The 19,350-nt window shown below is 67.4% G+C and carries 20 protein-coding genes and 2 pseudogenes; 14 read left to right on the forward strand and 8 right to left on the reverse strand.

Translation table 11 applies throughout. The annotated features are described in order from the left end of the window. Nucleotides 1-137: 137 nt before the first annotated feature. Complete coding sequence (locus tag ACQ9ZG_RS13425) at nucleotides 138-656, forward strand: nuclear transport factor 2 family protein (protein WP_109915437.1); 519 nt, start codon at nucleotides 138-140, stop codon at nucleotides 654-656. A 2-nt stretch (nucleotides 657-658) separates the two neighbouring features. Here the strand turns inward: ACQ9ZG_RS13425 and ACQ9ZG_RS13430 are convergent, their stop codons facing one another. Next, nucleotides 659-1,153: a nuclear transport factor 2 family protein gene (locus tag ACQ9ZG_RS13430; protein ID WP_109915438.1), complete on the reverse strand. Its 495-nt coding sequence runs from the start codon at nucleotides 1,151-1,153 to the stop codon at nucleotides 659-661. Nucleotides 1,154-1,208: 55 nt separating this feature from the next. Continuing rightward, entirely contained in the window at nucleotides 1,209-1,943 is a 735-nt protein-coding gene (locus ACQ9ZG_RS13435) for an SDR family oxidoreductase (RefSeq protein WP_109915439.1), read from the reverse strand. 287 nt (nucleotides 1,944-2,230) lie between these two features. Between ACQ9ZG_RS13435 and ACQ9ZG_RS13440 the strand changes: the two genes are divergently transcribed. Next, complete coding sequence (locus ACQ9ZG_RS13440; protein ID WP_109915440.1) at nucleotides 2,231-3,085, forward strand: helix-turn-helix transcriptional regulator; 855 nt, start codon at nucleotides 2,231-2,233, stop codon at nucleotides 3,083-3,085. A gap of 114 nt (nucleotides 3,086-3,199) precedes the next feature. Next, nucleotides 3,200-3,859, forward strand: coding sequence for an MSMEG_1061 family FMN-dependent PPOX-type flavoprotein (locus ACQ9ZG_RS13445; RefSeq protein ID WP_109915441.1), 660 nt, complete (start codon nucleotides 3,200-3,202; stop codon nucleotides 3,857-3,859). Between the two features lie 55 nt (nucleotides 3,860-3,914). On the opposite strand, the gene ACQ9ZG_RS13450 is transcribed toward ACQ9ZG_RS13445, so the two are convergent. Continuing rightward, entirely contained in the window at nucleotides 3,915-4,841 is a 927-nt protein-coding gene (locus tag ACQ9ZG_RS13450; protein WP_109915442.1) for a hypothetical protein, read from the reverse strand. 263 nt (nucleotides 4,842-5,104) lie between these two features. On the opposite strand from ACQ9ZG_RS13450, the gene ACQ9ZG_RS13455 reads away from it, so the two are divergent. The 4 genes and pseudogenes from ACQ9ZG_RS13455 (at nucleotide 5,105) to ACQ9ZG_RS13470 (ending at nucleotide 10,521) form a co-directional block, all read left to right on the forward strand. After that, nucleotides 5,105-5,392 (forward strand): trypco2 family protein, encoded by a 288-nt coding sequence (locus ACQ9ZG_RS13455; RefSeq protein WP_109915443.1) that lies wholly within the window; start codon nucleotides 5,105-5,107, stop codon nucleotides 5,390-5,392. Continuing rightward, nucleotides 5,389-8,136, forward strand: a complete 2,748-nt coding sequence (locus tag ACQ9ZG_RS13460; RefSeq protein WP_146225696.1) for a S1 family peptidase — start codon at nucleotides 5,389-5,391, stop codon at nucleotides 8,134-8,136. Before ACQ9ZG_RS13455 ends, ACQ9ZG_RS13460 begins: the two co-directional genes overlap by 4 nt. A 105-nt stretch (nucleotides 8,137-8,241) precedes the next feature. Further along, nucleotides 8,242-9,007: pseudogene (locus tag ACQ9ZG_RS13465) on the forward strand (transposase). A gap of 747 nt (nucleotides 9,008-9,754) precedes the next feature. After that, nucleotides 9,755-10,521 (forward strand): annotated as a pseudogene (locus tag ACQ9ZG_RS13470) (IS5 family transposase). A 526-nt stretch (nucleotides 10,522-11,047) separates the two neighbouring features. Here ACQ9ZG_RS13470 and ACQ9ZG_RS13475 read toward each other — a convergent pair. Both ACQ9ZG_RS13475 and ACQ9ZG_RS13480 read right to left on the reverse strand, forming a co-directional pair. Continuing rightward, nucleotides 11,048-11,218 (reverse strand): DUF397 domain-containing protein, encoded by a 171-nt coding sequence (locus tag ACQ9ZG_RS13475; RefSeq protein ID WP_309076623.1) that lies wholly within the window; start codon nucleotides 11,216-11,218, stop codon nucleotides 11,048-11,050. Nucleotides 11,219-11,266: 48 nt separating this feature from the next. Continuing rightward, nucleotides 11,267-12,136: a helix-turn-helix domain-containing protein gene (locus ACQ9ZG_RS13480; RefSeq protein WP_165273151.1), complete on the reverse strand. Its 870-nt coding sequence runs from the start codon at nucleotides 12,134-12,136 to the stop codon at nucleotides 11,267-11,269. Between the two features lie 234 nt (nucleotides 12,137-12,370). Between ACQ9ZG_RS13480 and ACQ9ZG_RS13485 the strand changes: the two genes are divergently transcribed. Genes ACQ9ZG_RS13485 through ACQ9ZG_RS13495 form a run of 3 tightly spaced genes read left to right on the forward strand, consistent with a single transcriptional unit; the run spans nucleotide 12,371 to nucleotide 13,604 of the window. Continuing rightward, complete coding sequence (locus tag ACQ9ZG_RS13485) at nucleotides 12,371-12,733, forward strand: ATP-binding protein (RefSeq protein WP_109915446.1); 363 nt, start codon at nucleotides 12,371-12,373, stop codon at nucleotides 12,731-12,733. A 38-nt stretch (nucleotides 12,734-12,771) separates the two neighbouring features. Further along, nucleotides 12,772-13,089, forward strand: a complete 318-nt coding sequence (locus tag ACQ9ZG_RS13490; protein ID WP_258312162.1) for a hypothetical protein — start codon at nucleotides 12,772-12,774, stop codon at nucleotides 13,087-13,089. Then, the gene (locus tag ACQ9ZG_RS13495) at nucleotides 13,086-13,604 is read left to right on the forward strand and encodes a hypothetical protein (protein WP_109915447.1); all 519 of its coding nucleotides are present in this window, start codon (nucleotides 13,086-13,088) and stop codon (nucleotides 13,602-13,604) included. The genes ACQ9ZG_RS13490 and ACQ9ZG_RS13495 overlap by 4 nt, the downstream gene beginning before the upstream one ends. 92 nt (nucleotides 13,605-13,696) lie before the next feature. Here ACQ9ZG_RS13495 and ACQ9ZG_RS13500 read toward each other — a convergent pair whose 3' ends face one another. Then, nucleotides 13,697-14,572: a M23 family metallopeptidase gene (locus ACQ9ZG_RS13500; RefSeq protein WP_109915448.1), complete on the reverse strand. Its 876-nt coding sequence runs from the start codon at nucleotides 14,570-14,572 to the stop codon at nucleotides 13,697-13,699. A gap of 586 nt (nucleotides 14,573-15,158) precedes the next feature. On the opposite strand from ACQ9ZG_RS13500, the gene ACQ9ZG_RS13505 reads away from it, so the two are divergent. The 4 genes from ACQ9ZG_RS13505 to ACQ9ZG_RS13520 all read left to right on the forward strand — a co-directional run bounded on the left by ACQ9ZG_RS13505 (nucleotide 15,159) and on the right by ACQ9ZG_RS13520 (nucleotide 18,228). Continuing rightward, nucleotides 15,159-15,503: a hypothetical protein gene (locus ACQ9ZG_RS13505; protein WP_146225697.1), complete on the forward strand. Its 345-nt coding sequence runs from the start codon at nucleotides 15,159-15,161 to the stop codon at nucleotides 15,501-15,503. A gap of 64 nt (nucleotides 15,504-15,567) precedes the next feature. Continuing rightward, nucleotides 15,568-16,341, forward strand: coding sequence for an ATP-binding cassette domain-containing protein (locus ACQ9ZG_RS13510; RefSeq protein WP_181398240.1), 774 nt, complete (start codon nucleotides 15,568-15,570; stop codon nucleotides 16,339-16,341). Beyond that, nucleotides 16,338-17,636, forward strand: a complete 1,299-nt coding sequence (locus tag ACQ9ZG_RS13515; RefSeq protein ID WP_109915450.1) for a DUF7224 domain-containing protein — start codon at nucleotides 16,338-16,340, stop codon at nucleotides 17,634-17,636. Before ACQ9ZG_RS13510 ends, ACQ9ZG_RS13515 begins: the two co-directional genes overlap by 4 nt. Then, entirely contained in the window at nucleotides 17,623-18,228 is a 606-nt protein-coding gene (locus ACQ9ZG_RS13520; protein WP_109915451.1) for a hypothetical protein, read from the forward strand. Before ACQ9ZG_RS13515 ends, ACQ9ZG_RS13520 begins: the two co-directional genes overlap by 14 nt. Before the next feature lie 16 nt (nucleotides 18,229-18,244). Here ACQ9ZG_RS13520 and ACQ9ZG_RS13525 read toward each other — a convergent pair whose 3' ends face one another. After that, nucleotides 18,245-18,865, reverse strand: a complete 621-nt coding sequence (locus ACQ9ZG_RS13525; RefSeq protein WP_499280569.1) for a TOPRIM nucleotidyl transferase/hydrolase domain-containing protein — start codon at nucleotides 18,863-18,865, stop codon at nucleotides 18,245-18,247. 131 nt (nucleotides 18,866-18,996) lie between these two features. After that, entirely contained in the window at nucleotides 18,997-19,278 is a 282-nt protein-coding gene (locus tag ACQ9ZG_RS13530) for a hypothetical protein (RefSeq protein ID WP_109916040.1), read from the reverse strand. Between the last annotated feature and the right edge of the window lie 72 nt (nucleotides 19,279-19,350).

Raw genomic sequence — 19,350 nt, forward strand, 5'->3', positions numbered from 1 at the left:
GCCCCAGGGCTCGGGTATCTGCCGTGGCTGGGAACCGCGCACCCAGGAAGGCCACGGCCTGGTAGGTGAAGGTCCCCTGCCGGAAGCATGGCGAGGGCCAGACCTTCCCCCGCCCCCGCCCGGCAAGGAGACGCACGATGGACCGACCGAACCGCCGCACCGCCCTGCTGGGCGGACTCGCGGCCTCCGCAGCCCTCGTCGGCGCCACCACCCCCGTCCAGGCGGCCGCCCCGCCCGGCCGGGAGGACCGGCGCGAGCGGAACAAGGCGCTCCTGCGGCGGGCCTTCGCCCGGCAGAACAGCGGCGGCAGCGTGTACGAGATCCTCGCCGACGATGTCGTGTGGTCGATCGTCAACGGCCGCACCTACCGGGGGAAGCGCGAGTTCCTGGACGAGGGGTCGGCCCCCGTACTGGACCGCCTCTCCACCCCGCTGCTCATGCGGATCCAGGACATGTGGGCCGAACGGAACACCGTGGTCGTCCACTTCGAAGCGGACGCGACCGCCCTCGACGGCGTGGCGTACCACAACGAGTACTGCTGGGTCATGACCCTGCGCGGCGACCGGGTGGTGCGGGTCGGCGCGTTCCTGGACCTGGTCGCGGTCGGGGAGCTGGTCGAACGCGTACCGCTCCCCGACCAGACCGCCGCCCGCTGACGTCACCGGAAGGCGCCCCGGGTGTCCGTGCCGCTCGTCCACCACACGCCCAGTTCCTGGCGGGCCAGCAGCCACCCGGATCCGGTGCGGTGGAACTCCCACGCGTACGGGCCGCCCATCGCGTACGGCTCCGACCTGGCACCGGGTGCGTCCACGGCGACGAACCACATGTAGCCCGCTCCGGCGGCCCGGTCACCCGCCACCTCGGTGTGCAGGTTGAGGATGTGGTGCTGCATGGCCGGGTAGGGCGCCTCCGCCTCCCGCACCCTGGCCGCGATCGCCTCCCTGCCGTGGATCTCCTCCCACGGCCCGAAGCGCAGCACCGCGTCCCGCGCCCAGCAGGCCGACCAGGACGCCCAGTCCTTGCGGTCCAGGGCGTGCCAGCCGCGCATCAGCAGATCCCGCAGGGCCTCCTTGTCCTCCAGGGCCCGGAGCCGTCGCTCCAGGCCCTCATCCGGCTCAGGTGTTCCGTTTCCGTTTCCGTCCGTCTGCGGCATGGGCCGCCTTCCTCTCCGGAGTCGCGCGATGGTCGGTACGTGCAGGGGGCGGCGGCTACTGGGCGCTGCCCGTCGGACGGATGACGATCTCGTTGACGTCGACCGCGTCCGGCTGGTCGACCGCGTACGCGATGGCCCCGGCCACGGCCGAGGCCGGGAGCGCGACGGCCCGATAGCTCTTCATCGCCTCCCGGGCCACCGGATCGGTGATGCCGTCGGCCAGTTCGGACTCGGTCACCCCGGGGGAGACCAGGGTGACCCGCAGTTCTCCGCCGGACTCCTGGCGGAGGCCCTCGGTGATCGCCCGTACGGCGAACTTGGTCCCGCAGTAGACCGCCGCGGTCGGGGACACCTCGTAGGCACCGACGGATGCGATGTTCACGATGTGCCCGCTCCGCTGCGCCCGCATGACGGGCAGCGCGGCGGCAATGCCGTTGAGGACGCCGCGTACGTTCACGTCGAGCATCCGCTCCCACTCCCCGGTACGCCCCTGGCCCAGCTCCGACAGCGGCATGACACCGGCGTTGTTCACCAGGACGTCCACCCGGCCGTACCTCTCCCGCGCGGCGGCGACGAAGGACCGCACGTCCGCCGCGTCCGTGACGTCCAGGGGGTGCGCGGCGCTCGTTCCACCGGAGGCGCCGATCTCCGCGACGATCGCGTCGAGCCGCTCCGTGCGCCGGGCACCGAGCAGCAGACGGTGGCCGTCGGCGGCGAGACGACGCGCGGTCGCCTCACCGATACCGCTGCTCGCCCCGGTGACCAGGACGACCTTCCGGGCATACGTCATGCTGCTGCTCCTCATCGACAGACACAGGGACATCCGCTGGACACGGAATGCCGACGGAGCCGGACAGTCCGGCCCCAGCGGGACGGTGGCTTCCGCCCCGGTGGCGGGCTCCCGCTCCGGTGGCGGGGTTCCGCTCCGGTGGCGGGCTCCCGCTCCAGTGGCGGGAGGCGATCCTTCGCACCGCAGGGCTCCACACTGAGCCGCACCGGCCGGGGTGAACAGGACCTGCGGTGCCTGGGTGCACCGCACCCAGGCACGCCCCGCGTCCTCGGCCCTACGCTGGAGCGATGAGCCAGAACCCGCTGGGCGACTACCTCCGGGCCCGCCGCGGCTCCCTCATACCCGCGGACGCGGGGGTGACCTTCTCCGGGCTGCGCAGAGTGAAGGGGCTACGCCGCGAGGAGGTCGCCGTCCTGGCCGGGATCAGCGCCGACTACTACACCCGCCTGGAGCAGGGACGGGAGCGCCACCCCTCGGCACAGATCGTCGACACCCTCGCCCACGCCCTCCGCCTGGGCCCGGAGGCCCACGCCCATCTGCACCGACTGGCCGGCACGACACCCGCCCGCCGCATCTTCCCGGCGACGGACCGGGTCGGCCCGGGGCTGCGTCAGCTCATGGACAACCAGCCGGCCGCCCCCGCCTTCGTCATCAACGCCACCCTCGACGTCCTGGCGGCCAACGCGCTGGCGCAGTCCCTGCACAGCCCCTTCAGGCACCTGGACAACCTGGCTCGCATGATCTTCCTGGACCCGGCGGCGCGGAGCTTCTACACCCGCTGGGCCACGGCCGCGGAGACGGCCGTCGGCCAGCTCCGCCTGGCGCAGGGGCAGAACGGGAACAGCGAACGCCTGCGGCAACTCGTGGCGGACATCGGCCCCCGCAGCCCGCACTTCACCCGCCTCTGGCAGAGCCACGAGGTGCACAGCAAGACCCGCGCCGCCAAGGAACTCCACCACCCCTGCGCCGGTCCGCTCTCCCTGACCTACCAGGCCCTCGACGTCCGCGACGCCCCCGGACAGGAGCTCATCGTCTACCAGGCGGAACCCGGCAGCCCCGACGCCCTCGCCCTCCACCGGCTCGCCACCTGCCCCACCTGTTCGGCCCGTTCGCCCTCTTCCCCGGCCGAACGGAGGGGCTGACCGGCCACGGCAGCGGAGCCACCGCCTGCGGGCAGCCGTCGGAGCGAGTGACCGGAAGCGCGGCGTCGCGGCATCACGTCCCTGATCCGCCGCCCACGCCCTAGGGTCGACGGCATGACGACTCCCCTTGCAGGCAGCGCCTTCGACGCCCTCCGCCTCGACGCCGTCTCCGACCAGGAGGCGCTGCGCCAGGCCTACGAACTCCCCGGCGCGGCGGCCCTGCGCAAGCAGATGACAGAACTGACTGCCGAGACACGGCGGTTGATCGGCTGCGCGTCACTCGTCCTGATCGCCAGCGCGGACGCCGAGGGCAACTGCGATGTCTCCCCGCGCGGCGGCCCCGCCGGGTTCGTCGCCGTCCTGGACGAACGGACGGTGGCGATACCGGACGCGACCGGCAACAAGCGCCTGGACACCCTGCAGAACGTCATCGACACCGGACGGGCCGGGCTGCTATTCGTCATCCCGGGACGCACGACCACGCTCAGGGTCAACGGCCGCGCCTGCGTCTCCACCCGCCCGGAGCTGCTGTCCCAGCTCACCCCGGTGGGCAAGCCGCCGGCCAGCGCGCTGGTGATCGGGATCGAGGAGGTCTACCCGCACTGCCCCAAGTCGCTCCTGCGCAGCGCGGCCTGGAAGCCGGACCAGTGGCTGCCGAAGGACGCCCAGCCGACCTCGGCCGAAGTGACCCTGGCCCAGCTGCGGATGCCGGAGCTGACGATCGCGGACATCGAGCGGGTGGAGGCGGACTCCCTCAAGTACCGGTACGAGTGAGGGGGCGGCGGGCGCGGCCGCCATACTGTGAGGTCCGAACCTGCAGCCCCGCATGTCAGTCGCGGCCGGACACAGGCGGCTGGGTGGACCCGGAAGCAACACCACTGGGTTGCGGCACTCTGGCAGGTTGCGTGGGCACGGACACTGTCGACGAGGCGGTTGGAGCGGCGTTCACAACGAGGTAGGCGGCGTCGATGAAGTCTTCGAGGTGGCTCTGCATGCGCCGGATCGAGTCATGCCAGTCCTGGAGGACCTCCGAAGGCCTGTTCTGCTGAGCTGCGCGAATGCGTTCGTCCGAGAGGTTGAGGTATTCGTTCATAACGAGGCTCATGGCCCGGGCATGCGAGGCCACATCGAGCGGGCCAGCGAGCCGCACGACTTGTGCCTGCTGGAAGGCCTCTTCGTACAAACTATGCATCCGCGTGCGGGTGTCGTGCAGGCGACTCAGCTCGCCAGGCTCTAGTCCGTTGACGATCGGGAAGGATCCGCTGAGCTCGCGGGACAGGGCAGCAACGGTGTCTCGCAGTCTCTCGGCTGCCGTGACGAACTCCACGTAGGTCTTCTGCCGCGCCTCCAGACGCCATTGTTCGCGTTCGGCGTGCCGCTGATTGGTCTCGCGGTACCGCTGGGCTTCGATGTCCTGACGTCCACGTTCCGCCTGAGCATTCAACGCAGCAAGGTTGTCCTGCTGCTGAGATTGGAGTTGCTCGCTGTGCTGCCTCAGCTGCGCCTCCAGTTGAGAGATGTGCTGCTCGCGTTGGGCGTTGAGCTGCTTGTCGAGCATCGCTTCCTGCCGGTCCAACTGCTGTTTGAGCTGCCTGCGGCTAGCCCGATTGTTGAGGAGAGCGACAGCGGACGAAACGATGCCGGCACCGATAGCTCCGATGCCGGCGCCCAGGGCGGTGCCCCACCAGGGAGCGGTTGTGGTGGGCACGGCACTGCCTGTCGCGAGGACGGCATGGTACGCGATGAGGGCGAACATGCGCGCCAGTCTGCCTCAGCGGCCGGGCCGTCACATGCGATCCGGCAGAAGTTCGGACATCGGAGCGTCTTTCAAGGTATCGGCGGCACTCCGCTCCTGATCGTTCTGAGGCCAGTTTGGATGGTATCTAACTGCTGCCCACACTTTTCAACGGATCTGCCCCACTCGGGAGTTACTAGACTCTACGCTTCGTCGCACGGCAGGCGACCAAGCCTGCGAATCTGGGGGTGCGCATGTCGTCGGAGCCGACTCAACCTAGTGTGGTGACCCTGGAGGCTGCCATTGCGGGGGTGCGCCAGGCGCTCGGGAAGGCACGCGAGGATGCGACAGGCGAGCGCTTCCGCTTCGGATTGTCCAGCGTTGATCTGGACTTCCACATCGAGTTCTCTGCTGGCGCGTCCACGGACGGCCCGGCAGAACTGCGCGTGGTCCAGCTGACCGAAGACTCGGCAGCAGGGCACCGCATCAAACTGTCCTTGCGTCCACTGGACTTGAGCAATGGCACGCAGGACGATGTCTTCATCGAAGAGATCACCCGGGATCTCTCGTGAGAGATCACCAGGAAGCGCATCCGCGTCCGGACCGGGTGGTGGAGACGGTCATGGATCTCAGGGATGGAAACAAAAAGTGGGGAACGGGTTACCTCATCGCTGACCGGGTTGTGCTGACTGCGCGCCATGTGGTCCACCACCCGAACGGCGACCCCGGCCACGTCACCGTTTGGGGGATGTCTCCGCTCGAACCGGTACCGGCACGGGTGGTGTGGGTTCCTGCCGATCCAGCAATCGATGTCGCACTCCTCGAGTTCGAAGTGCCGTCGGCGGGCGTGAAGAACGTGCACTGGGGACGCATCGACAACGGCTCACCCCGTGAGGTTTCGGGCATGGGCTTCCCCAGTCGTCAAGGGCGGGCCGATGACGGAGTTCGCCACTCCGATCACCTGTGGGGACGCGTGACTTTGCAACCCCGGCGGAACATCCTCGCCGTCGATATCGGCAGCCCGATCCGACGAGCCCCAGACCTGCGCGACGAGCCAGGGCAGCTTGAGCGGTGGAACAGCTCGCAGTGGAGCGGGGCGTCGGGAACCGCGCTGTTCTGCGGCCCTCTTCTGGTCGGCGTGCTCTCCAAGGACGCCAGCCCCGATATGTACGACGGCAGACGACTTCATGCCGTGCCGGTATCAGCCTGGTGGAATGATCCTGAGTTCGTCCAGCAGAGTCAGCGCTTAGGACTCGACGGGCATTGCTATCCCGTGCCGGACTCGACTCCCGAGGCAGCCGTTGCGGCACCGCCGTTCGCTCGCACGCCGGAGGAAGACGCTCTGCATCTGGCCATGGCGAAGCAGATCGAGGCGTTCACCGCAGGGTGGCACGGAGTGAACGAACAAGCAGACCAAGCGATTGACGTGCACTGCCGCGCCGTGGACGGCAAGGAGCAAGCACGCAAAGCACAGGCCATTCCGATCACTCACGACCTCATCCATGAGTACTACCTAGCGCTCCACCCTCGCCGGTTGGTCATCACTGGCCCGAGCGGATCAGGCAAAACGATTTTAGCGTTGCGGTTGATGCGGAGACTCCTCGACATTCCCGGCCATCCAGTACCTGTCTACTTCAACCTTGCCTCTTGGCGGGCGCCCCGTCCGAAAATCCGGCAGATGCCACCCGAAGCTCGACCCAAGGCGCTGGCCAATTGCTTCGAGGGCTGGCTCATTGACCAACTCCTTGAAAATGATCTTGTTGTGACGCGGCGTGTTGCCCGCAGATTGGTCAACGGACGAAAGATCTTGCCCGTTCTGGACGGCATGGACCAGATCCTTCCCGACTCTGCTGCCAATTCTGCGTCCACTGATGAGGACTCCGTTCTCGGTGACCTAGTATGCGCTCTCGACAGCTATCGCGATATCCACGGGGGGTCACGCGCCCCTCTTGTACTGGCTACCCGCACCCGCAAGGATGCCAAGTCGGAGACCGGTGATATCCCTCTACCGGAGGGTTCCGTCGTGGAAGTGGAACGCCTGACCTGGCGACAGATCCAAGAACGCTTGGAGTCGGACCAAGGACCACACGATCAGGAGACCAACAGACCGGTCAACTGGCAGCCTGTACTCAGGGACCTGGCCGAGCACAGAGACCAGTCGGTCGCCGCTCGCCGTCTCGACACCCCATGGAGACTGACACTGGCCGAATGGGCAGCAGCATCCGGCCGCGTGAGCCCCGCCCAACTCGTAGCTACTGACACGTCCGACATGGAAGTCGAAAGGGAACTACTGGCATCGTTCGTCCCTTCCGTACACGGATATCACAGCGTTTACAGCCAGGGGACTAGCGGGGAGAGCCCGGAGCAGGTGATGAGTTGGCTCGCCGTGCTTGCCCACCACCTCGAACAGAACCGGGGCACCGTCCACGGTGTCCCACTGTCCGGCCGCGAGGTGGTCCTGAACCGGATTTGGCCCATCGCAGGGACAAAGCGCGTGCGGATTGCGCACCTCTTCGTCCATACCGTGCCCCTCCTGTTCTTCGGTCTGGCCTGTATCATCGCCACGATCAGCGGCCCAGGTCACGCTGGGGAATTCTTCACGGATCTATGGCAAGGCCGCCTGCCGGCGCTGTCAGACGTCACCCGCCGACGTCTGACAGGGGCCCTGTGCCTGACAGGCGGACTGCTACTGGCGGGTGTCTACTACGCGCTTCGCTACTGGCCATGGATGCCCCCCACCCACTGGCCGCTGCTTGCCTTCGCCCAACGGCGCACCCAGGGGCTTCGCGCCCGTCATGGCCCGCGCCGGATAGTGTCTGGCATCGAAATCGGGGGCGCTATCGGGCTGGGTGTCGGCATGGCCGTCACCCTTGCCTTCGGATGGGTGTCCGGCGTCGCCGTGGGAGCCGTCACTTCGGCCGTTTTCGGCTGGGGTATGGAAGTCAAAGTCGGGCTCGACCGCACCCTGAGCGGCAACTTCCAACCGGAATTCTTTTGGGCCCTGGACCTACTCGGAGCGGGCGGATTCGCCACCGTCGGAGCACTCGTATTCCCGCTGCTGGACTACACGTGGACCATGGGAGCGCTCTTCGGAGGCTGCTTCGGCTTCGTTCTGGGATTCGGCTTCTTCCTGGTGCCCTGGCTGCGCTACATCACAGCGATGACACTGGCCCGAAAAGAGTTGCCCTGGCGACTCGCTGCCTTCCTAGACTGGGCGAAGAAGGCTGGACTCATGACTATCAGCGGTGTTGGATTCCAGTTCCGCCACCAGGAACTCCAGGAATGGATCGTGAGGAAACAACCTCCCTCGGCCTGACCCATAGCCGGTACACAGGGCGAAAGAATCTCACCAGGGCATACGGACTCGTGCCACGCTACGGATGAAGCCCCCCTTGAGGGCGTTTTACTTGGGTAGCCAGGTATTCTGTTGAGTCGTGGTGGGGAGCATGAGCGGTTGGTGCCGGAGACACCTTCGCGTCCGCAGGGTGGTGGACGGCGTCGGTACGGCGACCGGGTGGCGCTAGCCGCAATCGTCTTCGTGGCCACATGGAGTTGCACCTCACAGCAGCTGCCCTCGGCGTCGTTCGGTCCGTCCAGTGCGACGGCTCGCCGGTAGTTCTCGGAGTGGTCGAGGGCCAGGGTGCGGGCCTAGCTCCAATCGTCTAGTCCTCGACGAACTCAGTCTCCGTGGCGAGCTGGACTGGTCCTGGTGCGTGATCGACTTGCTGAACATGCGGCCCTGAAATGGGGGATCTGACAGGTCCGAATCCTGTCGACCGCGGCAAGTACTGCCCGAAGATCCACCCGATCACAGAACGGTCCGGAACGGTCGGGTCCGCCTACATCCTTCGGGGCCTACCTGGGCGACAGCCAGGCTCTGATCCCGCCCGTGAAGAGTATCCCGCCGCTCTGCTCAGGCCGTGGACGACGGCGCAAGCCCTGGCAAACTCCAAGCCAAGGGCTACGACTACGCCTCCCCGTGGCGATGGTTAGGCGAATGTGGCATCACACGCCAAGGAGTCGAGCCCTCGCAACGACTGGGCCGCCACCGGTGGACCGTAGAGCGCACCACAAGCTGGCTCGCTAGCTGTCGCTGTCTCCACCTCCGCTACGAACGCAAGGCCGACCCTTTCCTCGCCTGCACCCTCATCTACTATCCCAGACTCACAAAGTGGGACGACTTCTGAAGCACATTTTGTCCCGGCCCACTCTCTTTTCCTTAACGGGCGATCCCGCACACAGCTGCAGAGGACCGGGCCGCACGACCCGATCGTCACGCACGCACGACTGCCTGAAGCCGCCCTGCAATCCGATATATCGAACAGCTTTGTCAGGATAGAAATCTCTTTAGGGCCCGAGAAATCACCGCCGAACTCGAGGGACTCCCATTGGTCGAACGGGGTACCGGCGTTGCTCTCGGTGTCGATGGGCACGTCAACCGACGAGGGAAAGGATTGGCCGGCTCGGGGTCGGCTGCAGCCGCCAGGCCGGCGTTGCCGAAAAGGGCAATCGACGCGAGGGCAGTGCGTACGCGCACACTCGTTTCTCCAGGTCAGGAGAATACTGCCCACGGTCAGCGATGGCGGGAAGCACACGGTTACGGGAATGCCTCCATTGGGCCAGCGGTGTGATCATGGTGCGCGCACTCTGGTCAACAACACCGGGCCGGGCATCGAGCCGACTCACACTACGTGGTGCACGTCTCGCTGACCGGCGGAAACAGGCACAACGTAACCCAGCTGACGCCTCTGATGGACGCAGTCCCCCTCCATCTGCAGACTTCGCGCACCGCCGCGACACCGGCCGGGTGGCTCTTAGAGCTCATAACACGATCTTGTTGAAGTGTGCAGGTTGGCCGTGACCGGTGTGACGATTCGTCCGTTCGTGATGGTGTGAGTACTCGGCCGTGGATCGTGGACGACGACTTGTGAGCGCTGATCGAGCCGCTCCTGCCGCCTTGGCCGGAACGGTCTCCAGGGCCTCGGCCGGTGCCGGACCGGCTCTGCCTGCCGGGCATCCTGTTCGTCCTCTGCAACGACATAGCCTGGCAACTCCTGCCCGGGAGTTGGGGTTCGGCTCGGGGCAGACGTGCTGGCGCCGACTGGGCCGGTGGCAGAAGGCAGGAGTCTTCGAGCAGCTGCACCGGGTCCTGCTCGCCGAACTGAAGTCGGCCGACGAGCTCGACTGGTCGCGGGCCTGCGCGGACGGCTCCCACGTCCGGGCGGGAAAGGGGGTGCCGACACCGGTCTTGCGCCGGTCGACCGGCGCAAGACCGGCAGCAAGCACCACTTGATCTGTGACGGTCGCGGCACCCCGCTCAAAGTCATCACGACCGCGGCGAACGTCAACGACGTCACCCGGACCCTCGCCCTGGTCGACGGCATCCCACCCGTCGCGGCCCGCCCCGGCCGGCCTCGCAGCCCGACCAGACGCCCTGCTCGGCGACAAGGGCTACGACTCCAACCCGAACCGGAAGGCGCTGCGCGAGCGCCGGATCCTGCCCGTCATCTCGCGCAAGGGATCACCCAACGTCAAGAGCATCGGCAAGCTCCGCTACGTCGTCGAGCAGACCTTCGCCCTGCTCCACCAGTTCAAGCGGCTCGCCGTGCCCTGGGAACGCCGCACCGAACTCCACGACGCCTTCGTCTCCCTCGCCTGCAGCCTGATCTGCTACCGACGCCTCAAGAAGACCCGCACATGATCGTGTTACGAGCTCTCAGCCGAATGCGGCTACAACCAGGACAGGTACTTCCGCATCCTTCAAGCCTGTGGCAATGCACACAAGATCGCCCGACGCAGCGTCTCCCGCACGGCTCCGGACCGAGCGAAATCCCAAACCACTCCGAACCCGCTGCGAGGTGCGCGCCGACCTCGCCCCAGGCCTGGTCCGACTCGCCTGCAGCATCATCTGCTTGAGTTGACTCCGAATCTCGTTCTGAAGAGATCAGTTAGAGCGGGCCGTCCTGCACGGCGGCGACGCAGGCCTGCCGCTCGATAGGGGTGCAGACGTGGGCGCCCAGGGAGCGGTTCTTGGTGTCGCGGACCGCTTAATGGCCGGAGGGGAGGGCTGCGTGTTCGATGCAGCCATTGTTCGAGCCGCTGTACGTGCTCTTGCACCAGGACACGGCGTCAAGCATCAACACCGTCCCATAAGCAGCCGCCTGCTTGGACATGTCCCACGCCCCTCGATCAGCCGCGAAAGAGACCTGCCGGACCTGCCGGACCGCCTAGAGCGAGCCGTCCTGCACGGCGGTGACGAACGCTTGCCACGGGGCAGGGGCGAAGGTGTGCGCGCCGAGGACGCGGTCCTTGCTGTCACCCACGGCGATACGGCCGTCCGGCGTCGACTGGGTCTCTACACACGTCCCTCCGTTGTCGCCACTGTAGGAGGACTTCACCCAGGCACTGTCCGGCAGGCCATATCGCACCATCAACTGTCTCCGTCTTTACGCTCTGTCCGCGAACTCTTGCCGCACGGACGAGACTAGCTTCATGGAGTGTCGTGACGCGAGTGCGGCGGCCCGCAGTTCATCGAAGGCCAGCTGATAGCGCTCCACAGGCAGATCCTCCTCCAGGTAGAGCGCACCGTCGAGATAGTCCAGGTTGACGACGTCGAGGTCCATCGGGTCGGGATAGCTGTAGATGTTGAAAGCGCCGTCAGCCCCCGCGTGCCAACCCTGCGAAAGGGGCACCACCTGGATGGTGAGCTTGGGCGGGTTGTTCACTTCCATGATCTTGTCGAGCTGCCGCACCATGACAGCCGGCCCGCCGACCTCGCGACGGAGCACGGCCTCGTCGAGAAGGCAGACGAACTGCGGAGGGTTGGGCCTCGCAAGGATCTCCTGCCGACTCGCACGCACCTCGATGTAGGACTTGATCTGGTCCTCGGTCTGGGATTTGCCTGCGGCTCGGATCACTTCCGTGGCGTACTCCGCCGTCTGAAGCAGTCCTGGCACCAGCATCGACTGGAAGGTGAGAATCCGCGCGGCATCCGACTCGATCGACAGCCTCTCCTGGAAGCCCGCCGGAAGTATGTCGCTGTACTGCGCCCACCAGCCCTTCCGCCGCCCCTCCCGGGCCAGCGTGGTCAGCGCCGTCCGGAGCCGGTCGTCCGACACCCCGTACAGCGCGAGCAGTGCCTCGATCTCCAGCTTGCTGACGCCCTGACGGCCGTTCTCCTGGCGGGAGATCTTGGGTTTGTCGCCGCCGATGCGCTCGGCGGCGACCTCCATGCTGACTCCGGCCTTCTCACGGAGTCGCTTCAGCTCGGCGCCGAGACGTCGGCGGCGCACTGTTGGGCGCGGGTGGCTTGGCATGCGGTCCCTCCCCTGACGTAAGTGGCTCAGTGTTACCCACTTCTCACCGGTTTTAGCAACTCCCGTTATATGCACAAGCGTTCACCCACACAGGCGAATCTACAATTTTGCAGCTGAAGTAGTTGCGATGAGCGCTCGGGGCAGTCCACTCTGTTGTTCACCACTCGTGGCATCGACACGGTAACCGTGCGTTGCCATGGGGGCCGGATCCCCTTCCCTCACACAGGAGGAGCCATGCCTGTCACCCCCGAGCCCGACCCGCCCGACTACCGCCAGGACCTGGTCGCCCACCCCGAGAACCTCGCGATCATGCGGCGCATCGTCAGCGCCCACGTCGACCTCTGGGGGTTCCGGGAGCTGGCCGACTCCGTCACGCTCTGCGCCCATGAGCTGCTGGCCAACGTGGACCGGCACACCGGGTCACCGCACTGCACGATCACCTTGCGCCGCCGCCCCGACGGCGTACGAGTGACCGTGACGGACACCAACACCGACTCGCCCACGCCGTGCGACCCCGACTGGGCCACCGAGAGCGGGCGCGGGAGCAAGGACGTGTGGGCCGAGATCCTCACCTCCCGTCCGTCCGCACGGGCGTGAACGCCCCACTCCCCCGGGCCTATTGGTGCCACGCAGATGTGGACGACGGCCCGTACCACCCCGCCCCGGACGGCCTTGTCACCACCGCACCGGGACCGGCCGTCGCCTGGATGCGCGAATCCGTACGAGGAATGACCCCGCGGCTCGACCGTGACGCCTTCCACCGGGCGTGGGCCTGGCTCGGTGACCGCCGGAGCGCGGAGGTGGCCGTACAGGCGCTGCGACGGGGCCAGTTGTACGCGTACGAGCTGGACACCCGGGCCGCCCGCTGGCGCTGGACCGCGTACCCCGTCTCCGTACTCCCTCTCCCTCTCGACCACGTACCGATCGAGCCTCCCGTCAGGAGCCACGCATGACCGTCATGACCTCCGCCGATTCCGCGCCCGGGGACGCCGCTGCCGCCGAACTGAGTGCCGCCCTCCGGGAAGCCGGGCTGCCGGTGGCGGCGACGAGCGGCGCCGGGGAACACGTACGACTGGACCACCTGGAGGCCTCGGACGCACGGCAGTTGGCGCGGCTCATCCGGTCCGGGACCAAGCGCACGCTGAAGGCCGCACGGGCGTTGCGGGAGATCTGTGAGGCGTACCGGATCGACCTGCCCGAACTGCGCGTACGGCAGGGCCGGATCACGCTGGGCGTCTGCCGGCTCGACGATGCCGTACGGCTGGCGCGGCTGCTGGGGGCTTCGCCGCCGGGGGCGGACGTCCCCGAGGCCGCCGCTGTACGGGATCTGCTGGTGCAGGCCTTCCCGGGCGGGACGGGCGGTGGGGTGCTGCGCGTCTCCGTACGGGAGGACGACCCGGGCGTCGTGGAGTTGGGGGCCGTCGACGCCCGCACCGCCCGGCGGCTGATCGGGGCGCTGCGGTTCTGAGGGAGAGGAACGCATGCGGGCGGCACAGGCCGTGCGCGGGAAGGCAGCCGCCGCTGCCCTCCCGCGCACGGGGTCATGGGGGGGTGCCGCGCTCAGCAGTTGGGGATCACGGTGCCGTTGTTGTCGCGGGCTTCGTCGTTACCCCAGCGGGAGAGGTAGTACGCGGAGACGTAGGCGTTCCGGCCGTTCTTGCCCGGGTAGACGCTGTCCAGGTCGGTGCGGAGCCACCAGTGGTTGAACTGGGTGGCCGTGCCGACGCGGGCACCCCATACCTTGCAGTAGACGTAGTTCGTACCGGCGTTGAGGATGCCCTGTGCGTCTGCGGTGTTGGGGGCTGCGTAGCCGGTGGCGTTGGCGAAGGTGTCGACCCAGTACCTGCCGGTGCCACCGCCACAACCGTTGTCGCTGGTCAGGTACTTGTTGTAGTACGACCCCGGATACGGGCTGAGCGACTGGCCGTTGATGACGATGTTCTGGCCGACCCCGTTGAGCAGCTGCTCGTAGTGGATGTGGGCGCCGGAGCTGTTGCCGGTCGATCCGGTGGTGCCGATCTGCTGGCCCTGGGCGACGCGGGCCCCGTTGGCGACGGAGAAGGCGTTGAGGTGGAAGTAGTAGGTCTGCCAGCCGCCGCCGTGGTCGATGGAGATGTAGTTGCCCGCCCCGCTCGGCTGCGAGTGACGGTAGGCGGTGCCCGCGGCCGAGGCGAGGACCGGGGAGCCGGCGGTGGCGCCGCCGTCCGTGCGGACGAAGTCGAGAGCCCGTCTGACCTCGGCGGAGTGGTGACTGTAGGTCCATTGCTGGCCGCAGCCGTAGGGCGCCTTGAAGTTGGGCGCGGCTGCGGCGGGGGACGCGGTGGTGGCGACGGTGAGCAGCCCGCCGAGGAGCGCCAGCAGGGCGAGGAGCGCCGTACGGCTGCGTGGGTGCGTACGGGTTGCGTACGTACGGTTCTGGGTTCGCGGAGCACGCATGGGTGGGGGAATCCTCCGGGTCGACAACCTGGCCGTGGGGTGCGGGGTGCGCGAAGTGCCGTGGAATCTACGCGAGTTGAACGGACACCAGAGTGCCGCAAGCCGGGCCGGGTGGACAGCCCCCGGAGCCGGGTGCATCAGGTCCAGGGGCACCAGGAGGCGCCTGGAGAGGGTTCGAGGGGGTTCGAGGCGCTCCGTGACCTCCGGCCTCCGATGACGCTCAGAGGCAGGCGAACAGGTCGTCGAGCGGGGCACCCCGACCATTGATCACCAACGACCGTTCCCCGAACAGCCGGCCGCCCCGAGAAGGCTCCACACCCCCCTCGCACCTCCCCGACGACCGGCCAGGAGCGCAACTGGCGCACTCTTGACCTATTTCAACCCTCAAGGCTGAATATCAACAAAGAAATTCGAGCCTATACCAGGAGAAATATGAGCAAAACCACCATCATTCCTCCACGGCGTATCACCTCGCGATTCAATTAGTCGGCAGCCGACGCGATCCACGACTGTTAGAGTCCTGAACTGCGCGAGTGCCTCAAAAGGCGATGCACTTACGCTTTCGCTTATTTCTCTGGGGGGAGAAATGACTTCTATCGCGTCGCGGATAACCGGTTCGAGGGCAGCCAAGGGCGCGGTCGTGGGCGCCATGGCCGTCGCCGCCATAGGACTGGCCGCCCCGACATCGAGCGCGTCCCACGAGGCGAACTGGTCCTGGGGGTGCAGGGGGTACTGGTACTCGACGGCCGGTCACGGCTACTGCACCAAGGCGACTTACACGCGCGGCAAGTACCAGATCACCTACGACTGCAACTTCGAAGTCGACAAGCAGCGCCTCAAGGGCCCGTTCAAGTGGGGCTACCAGGGGAAGTTCGACTCGTACGAGTGCACGTTCAAGATCAACAAGACGAGCGTCGGCCTCGGCACCTGATCTCAGCCGATACGATGGGCCCGCAGCCTTTGCGGGCCCATCCCGCTTTCCGGGGAATACACCGATGACCACCAGCCCCATTGCCCTGCTGACTTCCATCACTCAGGGATACGGCAATCAGAGAATTATCGACGGGCTCAATCTCTCCATCCAGTCCGGCGTCACCGGACTTCTGGGCCCCAACGGTGCCGGCAAGACCACGCTCTTCCGCACTCTCGCAACGATAACTCCGCCCTGGAGCGGGCAGTTGGAGCTGTTCGGCAGACATATCGGCAACGAGCGACAGGCCCGCCTGGCTCGGCGCAGCATCGGCTATCTTCCTCAGGAGTTCGGCTACTACCCGGCCTTCTCGGTAGCCGACTTCGTACGCTACTGCGCCTGGTTGCGCGAAGTCCCGTCGAAGAAGGCCGGGCTCATGACGGAAGAGGCTTTGAGCGCCGTCGGGCTGTCCGACCGGGCACGGGACAGCATGAAGTCCCTGTCCGGTGGCATGCTCCGCCGGGCAGGAATCGCGGCGGCCATCGTCGGCGCCCCTCCCCTGCTCCTGCTGGACGAGCCGACAGTCGGTCTCGACCCTGCGCAGCGCCTCGACTTCCGTGACCTGATCCGGTCCCTGGCACGCTCGGGAACAGCCGTCATCCTCAGCACCCACCTGGTCGAGGACGTCGGGGCCGCCTGCGACACCGTCCTCGTGCTGAACGATGGACAGATCCGTCACAGCGGTACGCCGAAGCAACTGGCCGACATCGCCGCAGCCACAGCTCCCGGTGACAGCCCACTGGAACGCGGCTACATGACGGTGCTCGGCAAGGTCGGATCCACAAGGCACACATCATGAACGCGTACTGCATCGAGCTGCGCCACTCGCCCCTTCTGACCGCCCTTCCCGTGCTCATCGCCGTCGACCTCCTGGTCCTTTTCGGCCGATCCCGTTACTGGATCGGGGTCTGGCCCGAAGCAAGCGCGGCAGCACAAGTCGTCACGCTCTTTCTCGGTCCCGTGCTCGCCGGGGTCTCTGCCTGGCAGGCGGGGCGCGCTTCCCGCTCGGGAATGCCTGAGACCGTACTCGCCGCCGCCCGGCCGGCCTGGCAGATCGAGTCCGCGCGGCTCGCGGCCACGCTCACGCTGGGGTTCCTCGCGTACGCGATCGGCTGCCTGACCGCCGTAGCCGTGTCGTTCAGGGACGCGGGGCCTGGCTTCCTCTGGCCCTCCTACCTCCTGCTCGGTGCCTCGACCCTCATCATCTTCGCGGCTGTGGGTCATCTGGCAGGCCGCTGGTGGCCCTCGGCCACTTTCACACCGGTCGTCAGTGCGCTGGGGTGCTTCATCAGCATGCTGGCGCTGCCCTTCAAGCTGAACGTTCTGGCAGGTCCCCCGGACCAGCACCTCCGGCCCCTCCCTGTCGCCGTGCGACTGCTCTTCGCACTCGCCCTCGCTCTGCTGGCCGTGACGGCCCCGCCCTTGCGAGGTGGCGCCGGACGGCAGGTACGACGCCACCGGACGCCGCCGCTGATCCGGGGCGTAGCCATCGCGTCCGCCGTACTCTCCGTGGGGGGACTCGCTGCCATTCCGCTCGTCGGCGAGCTGCGGGTCGAGCGCCCCTCGACCGCGGTCAGCCCCGTGTGCGATCGAGCCGAGGAGGGCGCCCCGCAAGTCTGCGTATGGCCCGAGCATCGTAAGTACCTGCCTGAACTGGCCCACATGGCACTGCGCCTGGACCGGACACCGTATGCGTGGCTGAAGTCGCCCCGCGTGTTCCACCAGTACGGCCTGCGGCGGAGCGACATGGGTGACGGCGGCTTCGACATCGCCGAAGGCCATGTACGAACGGCGGCGATCGCGATGGCCGACCACGTACTCAACGAGTCGCTAGGGGTCTGCACCCCTCCTCCCGAGGAGAAGCGGGCCTGGCAGGCCATGGACAACATCCACCTCTGGCTCGAGTACCGCTCCATGGACAGGGATCCGGCAGCCGCCGATGCAGGACTCCACATGCAGGGTGTCGCCGCGGCCCAGCGCGCGGCCGCTCAGGTCTCGCGTGCATCCGAGGAAGAGCAGGGGAGATGGCTGGCCGAGGAACGACGCCATCTCCTCCGGGACCCCGCCTGGTGCAGGTCCGATGTCCAGGAGTGACTTCCTCCGCTATGCGAGAGTCCACCACGCGGCAGCCATTCTGGTGGGCACGGGAGCTGTCGTTGTCCTGTCCGCCTTCTTCGGCGGGGTTCACATCGGGCTGCCCTCGATCGGCAGCGGGGGCGTCACCACCGGCGTTCCGTTCCGGCGTGAACTTCCCCTGATGTCAGGCGTCTTCCTCGCCGCAGCGCTCAAGAGCGCGATGTCGACCCACGAGGAGATGGGCACCCAAGCGATGCATCGGTACCGTCGCCTCTACTGCATCGGCTTGACAGTCACTGTCTGCGTCTTCTCCTTCGCCGTCGAGGCGCTATCGGTCGATGCCGAAGCGGGTGTGGTCTTCGCTCGCTCCCTCCTGATCTGGTACGGCCTTGCCCTGCTGTCCGCCAAGTTGCTCGGGGACCAGCTCGGTTGGGCCGTGCCTCTCGCGTCGGCCTTCCCACTCATCTGGTACCCCCAGCAGTGGTGGGACTGGACGTTCACGTCGGCTGGGGACCCCTTCACCTGGGCCTTTGCCGCGTTCACTCTCTCTGTCGGAGCGGGAGTGAACGCGGCGACCGCGTGGCGGAGAAGGAGTTGGTCCCGGAGATGACGGATCTCGCAGACGCTCAGAGGCAGGCGAACAGGTCGTCGAGCGGGGCGGGGGCGTCGTCGGGGCCCAGGGCTTCGACGAGGACGCGGCCGTAATGAATCTTGCGCCCCTTCTTCGTACCGAGGAAGCGGCGCAACTGCTGGATCGGGGGGCGGCCTTGCTGGGCGGGCTGCCGCAGGAAGATCTGGAGGGCACGCGCGTCACCTTCGGCCTCGATGAGTTCCGCGACCCGGCGCACGCCGAGTGCGCGGATCAGCTCCTCCTCCAAGTCCGCCGCGCAGACGAAGAACTCCTGCCGCGCCGCCGCTCCGGCCCGCTCCCACCCCCGCTCGTAGAAGCCGCGCTCCTGCTCGTCGCACAGGCCGGTGAGGCGCAGGCCCAGGCCGGTGGGCCCGAGGAGCGGCGCGAAGCGGCCGACGCTCATCGCCCCGCCCATCGGGAGCACGCAGACGCCCTCGCCGGCCAGGTCCCGGCCGCGCCGCTCGGCCAGCGCGTCGACGGCGGCGGCGTCGCTCGGGCCTTCCAGGAGAACGACGGTCCATACGGAGAGCCGCTCGGCCAGCTCACGGGCGGGGTCGGACGGCCCGCCCGCCGCCCACGCGGTGACCGCCTCCCGGAACGCCTCCATGTCAGCCATGGTCCGAGTCTCCGTCCTCGGTGGCCGGGACGGTAACGCTTTACGGTGACACGCGGGGCGGGAGGGCCGTGCGCTGGGTTGTCCCTACGGTGGCCGGCGCCCCGTCTCCGCCCGCCTCGCCCCGCCTCGCGTCAGGGGCTGGAGACCTCACCGTCCGACGCACGAACGGTCTTGCCCACGAACCGGCTCAGCCGATAGGTGCTCAGCTCCACCGGACGCCGGCACAGCGTGTCGATCCGGATGAGCGATGCGGCGACGCCTGACTCCCGGAGCCGCCGCAGGTGCGCACGCACCTCCGCCTGGTCGCTGGTCTCCAGCACCACTTCCCACTGCCCGGCATCCGGCGCGGTGCGCGCGGCCGACCGTCGCGTCCCGGCGTCCTGCCGACGCCGCCTTCTCGCTTGCTTCGGCATCGCTCCGTCCCCCTGTCCTCACTGGTCGGCCCGCTTCTCCGAGGCGGTGCGGAACTCCAGGGCGATCTCAGC

This window comes from Streptomyces araujoniae (genome assembly GCF_050871195.1).
GTDB lineage: Bacteria > Actinomycetota > Actinomycetes > Streptomycetales > Streptomycetaceae > Streptomyces > Streptomyces bacillaris.